The sequence below is a fragment of the Gilliamella sp. M0364 genome, from assembly GCF_016100565.1.
In the GTDB taxonomy this organism is placed as follows: domain Bacteria; phylum Pseudomonadota; class Gammaproteobacteria; order Enterobacterales; family Orbaceae; genus Gilliamella; species Gilliamella apis.
In genome coordinates, this window is sequence record NZ_JACFSF010000015.1 from 1 (window position 1) to 6651 (window position 6651).

Below are 6651 nucleotides of genomic sequence, written 5' to 3' on the forward strand. Positions count from 1 at the left end.
CACTCGTGGCTGCAACCCTGCTTACTCAAAATCTATTCACACATGGTTACGTTTTGGGGAAATTATGAGGGGATCTCTCAGTGCTCAGCATGTTTGAGTGCTTTACTCGCCGCGGGTTGAGAAATATGTAAAACTTCAGCCGCACGCGTTAAGGAACCACAAGTCATTACAGCATAAAAGATATCGAGATGTCTTAATTTCATTCCATGTAGCCTACTGATTATTTATTTCTACGGACTATTCTAACGAATAAAGTATAAATAATCAGATATACTCGTCATAATTCAAATTTTGGTTTAGTTGTCACGAGAATTAATTCGTAAACGTGCAAGCTAAATAGATTGACTAGGGGAATATACGGGGTAAGAAAGCGGCTCGGCATACTGCCCTATAATAAATTGTTAGGAGAAGTACGCCGAGTAGTGTGTAGCTATTAGGTAAAGTATGTACCAATTTCAATAAATATTTTAATTAAGATACTGTTTGAAATATCAACAATAAAGGCACCGACCATAGGAACGACAAGGAAAGCTTTATGTGATGGTCCAAATGCTTTTGTGACTGTTTGCATATTCGCAATTGCTGTTGGTGTTGCTCCCATACCAAAGCCACAGTGACCCGCGCTGATCACGACAGCATCATAATCTTTGCCCATCATTTTGAAGGTGACAAAGCAGGCAAATAGCACCATGACAACAGTTTGTACAGCAATGATAATTAATACTGGCCCTGCCATGCTTGCCAATTGACCAAATTTTAATGACATTAACGCCATTGCCAAGAAAAGCGATAAAGCAACGCTACCTAATACATCGACGGTCGGCTCAAACACTTCGTGTTTAAATACATGAGTCAGTGTATTACGGATAATAATACCGACAAATAAACACCAGACAAAAGTAGGCAGTTGCAGAAAAGTATCTTTAAACAATGCACTGATATAGCCACCAACAACAATACAGATAATCAGCATTGAAATGGTTTCAATAACGTTATTTGCATTGATTTTTCTTTTGACGCTTGGTTGCTCAAAAGCTTCAACGATAGTGTCGCGCTCTTGCTCGGTTGTTTTAGGAATAGAGACCTTTTTCAAAAGATGACGGGCAACAGGGCCGCCAACTAAACCACCCAACACTAATCCAAGTGTTGCACAAGCCATCGCTAATTCAACGGCGCCTGTTACACCATATTTATCAGCGAGAATAGGGCCCCATGCTCCGGCATTACCATGACCACCTGTTAGAGTAATTGAACCTGCAATTAAGCCAATAAATGGACTTTCATTCATCATGACAGCCATACTCATGCCGACAGTATTTTGAATGGCGATTAGGATCGTTACTGCAATAGTTAATAGAACTAACGGCTTTCCTCCTTTAATCAGTCGAGAAAAGTCAGAACTTAGCCCGATAGAGGAAAAGAATGTGAGCATTAATAAACTTTGCAATGAAGCATCAAAAGTAAACGAATAACCTGATGTTTTATCAATAATTAACAGAACAATTGCAACAATAAAGCCACCAACGACGGCTTCTGGTATGTGGTTTTTTTGTAGGAACGGGGTAAATTTTACGACAAACATTCCTATGAGTAGCGCGATACATGCGACTAATAATGTATAACTGGCATCTAGGATCATTTTTTTACCTCTATTAGTTTACCAGAATTTTCACTATAACAATTTAACAATAGTGAAAAATGAAGTTACTTTGGTTAACTAATCTTTAACAATGAGTTTTATTAGGGTATCCATAACTTTTAGTTAATAGGGTCATAATTTTAGTGTGATCTTAATCATGAAATATTAAAAAGATTAAAATAACAACAATGGTATTTAATGATGGGTAAACCTAAATACCATGCGGGATCCGCACTATTTTCGGTGATAGCAAAAAATAAAAAAGTATAAATAATAAACAAAATTATAAGAGAAGGAGAACATGATAAGCGCAGGCCGAGCAATTTAAAGAAGTGTGATATACAACATAAAACAGCAGCATGACCTTTCTATATTTCGTTGCTTATCGAAGTGTTAATTTTCGGGTGGATTACTCTGTTTGTTGATTAATAACGGAGAAAAATATGATTGCTGTAATATTTGAGGTGCAAATACAACCCGACCAACAAACTCGCTATTTGACTTTAGCTGAGGAGTTAAGACCACTATTAAGTCATGTAGCTGGTTTTATTTCAATTGAACGTTTTCAAAGTCTAGCTACAGAAGGAAAAATGTTATCGCTATCTTGGTGGGAAAACGAATACGCAGTTCTGCAATGGAAAAATCATGTTTTACATGCGAAAGCTCAACAAGAAGGGCGAGAGTCAATATTTGATTTTTACAAAATTAGTATTGCTCATATTACTCGCGAATATTCATTTAAAAAGGACAAGGATAATGTTTGATGTTCACGTTGTTTTAGATAATCAAATAGGACAATTAGCATTACTAGGAAAAACATTAGGTAATAAAGGTATTGGATTGGAAGGGGGAGGGATATTTACGGTTGGTGATGAATGCCATGCTCATTTTCTTGTTGAACAAGGAAAGGAAGCTAAAATAGCGCTAGAGCAAGCTGGACTGTTAGTACTTGCGATCCGGACACCATTAATTCGTAAGTTAAAACAGGAAAAACCGGGGGAACTTGGCGAAATAGCACGAGTATTGGCGGAGAATAACATTAATATTTTAGTGCAATACAGTGACCATGCTAACCAACTGATATTAATAACGGACAATGATAGTATGGCTGCATCTGTTACGCTCCCTTGGGCAATAAAGTGAACTTGCGATGGCTAATTTAATACGAAAAGAGGTTACCTTTGAGTCCTCAATAGCCGCGATAGGGGCGGCTATGTCTGACATTTCACGAGTTAAAATACTCAGTGCTTTGATGGATGGGCGAGCTTGGACGGCCACTGAGCTAAGTTCTGTGGCGAATATATCAGCTTCAACGGCGAGCAGTCATTTATCTAAATTATTAGATTGCCAGCTAATCACAGTAGTAGCTCAAGGCAAGCATCGTTATTTTCGGCTAGCAGGAAAAGATATTGCTGAATTGATGGAAAGTATGATGGGGATCTCCTTAAACCATGGCGTACATGCCAAAGTTTCCACGCCAGTGCATTTACGAAAAGCACGTACTTGCTATGATCATTTAGCTGGCGAAGTTGCCGTTAAGATCTATGATTCCCTTTGTCAACAGCAATGGATCACTGAAAATGGTTCAATGATCACATTAAGTGGTATTCAATATTTTCATGAAATGGGAATTGACGTTCCTTCCAAACATTCACGTAAAATCTGTTGTGCGTGTTTAGATTGGAGTGAACGCCGTTTCCATTTAGGTGGGTACGTTGGAGCCGCATTATTTTCGCTTTATGAATCTAAAGGGTGGTTAACTCGACATCTTGGTTACCGTGAAGTTACCATCACGGAAAAAGGTTATGCTGCTTTTAAGACCCACTTTCACATTTAAGTTGTTTTTCTAATCCGCATATGATCAATTCAAGGCCGAATAAGAAGGCTGGCTCTGCACCTTGGTGATCAAATAATTCGATAGCTTGTCGTAATAATGGCGGCATACTATCAGTAGTAGGTGTTTCCCTTTCTTCTTTAGCGACTTGATGCTCTTGATCTTCCAATACGCAACCTAAAGTAAAATGCCCCACAGCGCTGAGTGCATATAATGCATTCTCTAGTGAAAAACCTTGTTGGCATAAAAAGGCTAATTGATTTTCGAGAGTTTCATACTGTTTTTCTGTAGGCCGTGTACCTAAATGTACTTTTGCTCCATCGCGATGACTTAGTAAAGCACATCTAAAACTTTTAGCGTTATTACGTAAAAAATCTTGCCAGCTTTCCCCTTCTAAAGGGCAAAAGTGAGTATGGTGCCTATCTAACATCTCAATGGCTAAGGCGTCGAGCAAAGCCCGCTTATTTTTTACATGCCAATACAATGTAGGCTGCTCTACACCTAGCTTCTGGGCGAGTTTACGGGTTGTTAAACCTTCGATTCCGACCTCATTAAGCAGCTCTAATGCGCTGTTAATCACTTTACTTTTATCTAATCTAGACATCATTAATTCCTAATTTTTGTTGACACTCTATCATTGATAGAGTTATTTTACCACTCCCTATCAGTGATGGAGAAAAGTGAAATGAATAGTTCGACAAAGATCGCATTGGTAATTACGTTACTCGATGCCATGGGGATTGGCCTTATCATGCCAGTCTTGCCAACGTTATTACGTGAATTTATTGCTTCGGAAGATATCGCTAACCACTTTGGCGTATTGCTTGCACTTTATGCGTTAATGCAGGTTATCTTTGCTCCTTGGCTTGGAAAAATGTCTGACCGATTTGGTCGGCGCCCAGTGCTGTTGTTGTCATTAATAGGCGCATCGCTGGATTACTTATTGCTGGCTTTTTCAAGTGCGCTTTGGATGCTGTATTTAGGCCGTTTGCTTTCAGGGATCACAGGAGCTACTGGGGCTGTCGCGGCATCGGTCATTGCCGATACCACCTCAGCTTCTCAACGCGTGAAGTGGTTCGGTTGGTTAGGGGCAAGTTTTGGGCTTGGTTTAATAGCGGGGCCTATTATTGGTGGTTTTGCAGGAGAGATTTCACCGCATAGTCCCTTTTTTATCGCTGCGTTGCTAAATATTGTCGCTTTCCTTGTGGTTATGTTTTGGTTCCGTGAAACCAAAAATACACGTGATAATACAGATACCGAAGTAGGGGTTGAGACGCAATCGAATTCGGTATACATCACTTTATTTAAAACGATGCCCATTTTGTTGATTATTTATTTTTCAGCGCAATTGATAGGCCAAATTCCCGCAACGGTGTGGGTGCTATTTACCGAAAATCGTTTTGGATGGAATAGCATGATGGTTGGCTTTTCATTAGCGGGTCTTGGTCTTTTACACTCAGTATTCCAAGCCTTTGTGGCAGGAAGAATAGCCACTAAATGGGGCGAAAAAACGGCAGTACTGCTCGGATTTATTGCAGATAGTAGTGCATTTGCCTTTTTAGCGTTTATATCTGAAGGTTGGTTAGTTTTCCCTGTTTTAATTTTATTGGCTGGTGGTGGGATCGCTTTACCTGCATTACAGGGAGTGATGTCTATCCAAACAAAGAGTCATCAGCAAGGTGCTTTACAGGGATTATTGGTGAGCCTTACCAATGCAACCGGTGTTATTGGCCCATTACTGTTTGCTGTTATTTATAATCATTCACTACCAATTTGGGATGGCTGGATTTGGATTATTGGTTTAGCGTTTTACTGTATTATTATCCTGCTATCGATGACCTTCATGTTAACCCCTCAAGCTCAGGGGAGTAAACAGGAGACAAGTGCTTAGTTATTTCGTCACCAAATGATGTTATTCCGCGAAATATAATGACCCTCTTGATAACCCAAGAGGGCATTTTTTACGATAAAGAAGATTTAGCTTCAAATAAAACCTATCTATTTTATTTATCTTTCAAGCTCAATAAAAAGCCGCGGTAAATAGCAATAAATTGGCCTTTTTTATCGGCAAGCTCTTTTAGGTTTTTCGCATGTATTGCGATATGCATAAACCAGCCATTGAGTAAGTTTTTAAGCACATCATCATCATAAGCTTTAAGTTGGTTCTCTTGGATCAATTTGCTGACAATGGCGTTTACCTTACCAGTAATGTATTCAAGGCTAATTTTTTCAAGTTCATTCCAACCAATGATAGGCATCACTTCTTGGATAGGGATAAGGTTTTTATTATTATCAATAATATAATCAAGATAATGTTCAAATATACTTTCTAAGGCAGACCAACCATTTGTTAAATCAGTTTTTGTTGTGATGTAGGCATCAATCATAATTAATTGCTGCTTATAACAGGCACTGAGTAATTGTTTTTTATTTTTAAAGTGATGATAAAAGGCACCTTTGGTCACCAACGCTTTTCCCGAGATCTCATCTATTGAAACAGCTTGATAGCCTTTTTCAACAAACAATATTCGTGCTGAGTTAACCAGTGATTGATAGGTACTCTTAAAATTTTCTTGTTGATGATTTTTATTTTCCATGATAGATTTAAAATAACATACCGTCAGTATGTTTATGGTATCATGATGATGTGGTCGTGACAATCTTAAGAACATTTAGGTTATTTTATGTATATTGAACAGCATTCTCGCTATCAAAATAAAGCTAATAACATCCAATTAAGATATGATGATAAGCAGTTTCATACAACGGTTATCAAAGATGTTCTATTATGGATTGAACATAATTTAGATCAGTCTTTACTGCTTGATGATGTGGCGAATAAAGCGGGTTATACCAAGTGGTATTTTCAGCGGCTGTTCAAAAAAGTAACAGGGGTCACACTGGCTAGCTATATTCGTGCTCGTCGTTTGACGAAAGCGGCTGTTGAGTTGAGGTTGACGAAAAAAACTATCCTTGAGATCGCATTAAAATATCAATTTGATTCCCAACAATCTTTTACACGTCGATTTAAGTACATTTTTAAGGTTACACCAAGTTATTATCGGCGTAATAAATTATGGGAATTGGAGGCAATGCACTGAGAGATCCCCTCATAATTTCCCCAAAGCGTAACCATGTGTGAATAAATTTTGAGCTAGTAGGGTTGCAGCCACGAGTA

Annotated in this window: 8 protein-coding genes and 2 pseudogenes; 6 read left to right on the forward strand and 4 right to left on the reverse strand. The window is 38.5% G+C overall.

Annotated elements, in window-relative coordinates; genetic code table 11:
• Positions 1–68 (forward strand): hypothetical protein (locus H3U96_RS11275; RefSeq protein WP_223232774.1); only part of this gene is annotated, 68 nt, incomplete at its 5' end.
• Between the two features lie 15 nt (positions 69–83).
• On the opposite strand, the pseudogene H3U96_RS10980 reads toward H3U96_RS11275, so the two are convergent.
• Together H3U96_RS10980 and gltS are read right to left on the reverse strand one after the other, a co-directional pair.
• Positions 84–203 (reverse strand): annotated as a pseudogene (locus tag H3U96_RS10980) (LysR family transcriptional regulator); the annotation flags it as partial.
• A 230-nt stretch (positions 204–433) separates the two neighbouring features.
• Positions 434–1639 carry a sodium/glutamate symporter gene (gene gltS / locus H3U96_RS10985; protein WP_000599533.1) on the reverse strand — a complete coding sequence of 402 codons (1206 nt, stop codon included), beginning with the start codon at positions 1637–1639 and terminating at the stop codon, positions 434–436.
• Between the two features lie 443 nt (positions 1640–2082).
• Between gltS and H3U96_RS10990 the strand changes: the two genes are divergently transcribed.
• Genes H3U96_RS10990 through H3U96_RS11000 form a run of 3 tightly spaced genes read left to right on the forward strand, consistent with a single transcriptional unit; the run spans position 2083 to position 3476 of the window.
• Complete coding sequence (locus tag H3U96_RS10990; RefSeq protein WP_000562370.1) at positions 2083–2403, forward strand: antibiotic biosynthesis monooxygenase; 321 nt, start codon at positions 2083–2085, stop codon at positions 2401–2403.
• Positions 2396–2782, forward strand: coding sequence for a hypothetical protein (locus H3U96_RS10995; RefSeq protein ID WP_000460651.1), 387 nt, complete (start codon positions 2396–2398; stop codon positions 2780–2782). The genes H3U96_RS10990 and H3U96_RS10995 overlap by 8 nt, the downstream gene beginning before the upstream one ends.
• 7 nt (positions 2783–2789) lie before the next feature.
• On the forward strand, positions 2790–3476 hold the full coding sequence (locus tag H3U96_RS11000) for a helix-turn-helix transcriptional regulator (protein WP_001284954.1): 687 nt from the start codon (positions 2790–2792) through the stop codon (positions 3474–3476).
• On the opposite strand, the gene tetR(B) is transcribed toward H3U96_RS11000, so the two are convergent.
• Positions 3454–4077 carry a tetracycline resistance transcriptional repressor TetR(B) gene (tetR(B), locus tag H3U96_RS11005; protein ID WP_000088605.1) on the reverse strand — a complete coding sequence of 208 codons (624 nt, stop codon included), beginning with the start codon at positions 4075–4077 and terminating at the stop codon, positions 3454–3456. The two genes, H3U96_RS11000 and tetR(B), sit on opposite strands and share 23 nt — an antisense overlap.
• An 81-nt stretch (positions 4078–4158) precedes the next feature.
• Here tetR(B) and tet(B) point away from each other — a divergent pair, with 81 nt between their 5' ends.
• Positions 4159–5364 carry a tetracycline efflux MFS transporter Tet(B) gene (gene tet(B) / locus H3U96_RS11010; RefSeq protein ID WP_001089068.1) on the forward strand — a complete coding sequence of 402 codons (1206 nt, stop codon included), beginning with the start codon at positions 4159–4161 and terminating at the stop codon, positions 5362–5364.
• A gap of 112 nt (positions 5365–5476) precedes the next feature.
• Here the strand turns inward: tet(B) and tetC are convergent, their stop codons facing one another.
• On the reverse strand, positions 5477–6070 hold the full coding sequence (gene tetC / locus H3U96_RS11015; RefSeq protein WP_000428546.1) for a tetracyline resistance-associated transcriptional repressor TetC: 594 nt from the start codon (positions 6068–6070) through the stop codon (positions 5477–5479).
• Positions 6071–6157: 87 nt separating this feature from the next.
• On the opposite strand from tetC, the pseudogene H3U96_RS11020 reads away from it, so the two are divergent.
• Positions 6158–6553, forward strand: a pseudogene (locus tag H3U96_RS11020) (helix-turn-helix domain-containing protein); the annotation flags it as partial.
• Between the last annotated feature and the right edge of the window lie 98 nt (positions 6554–6651).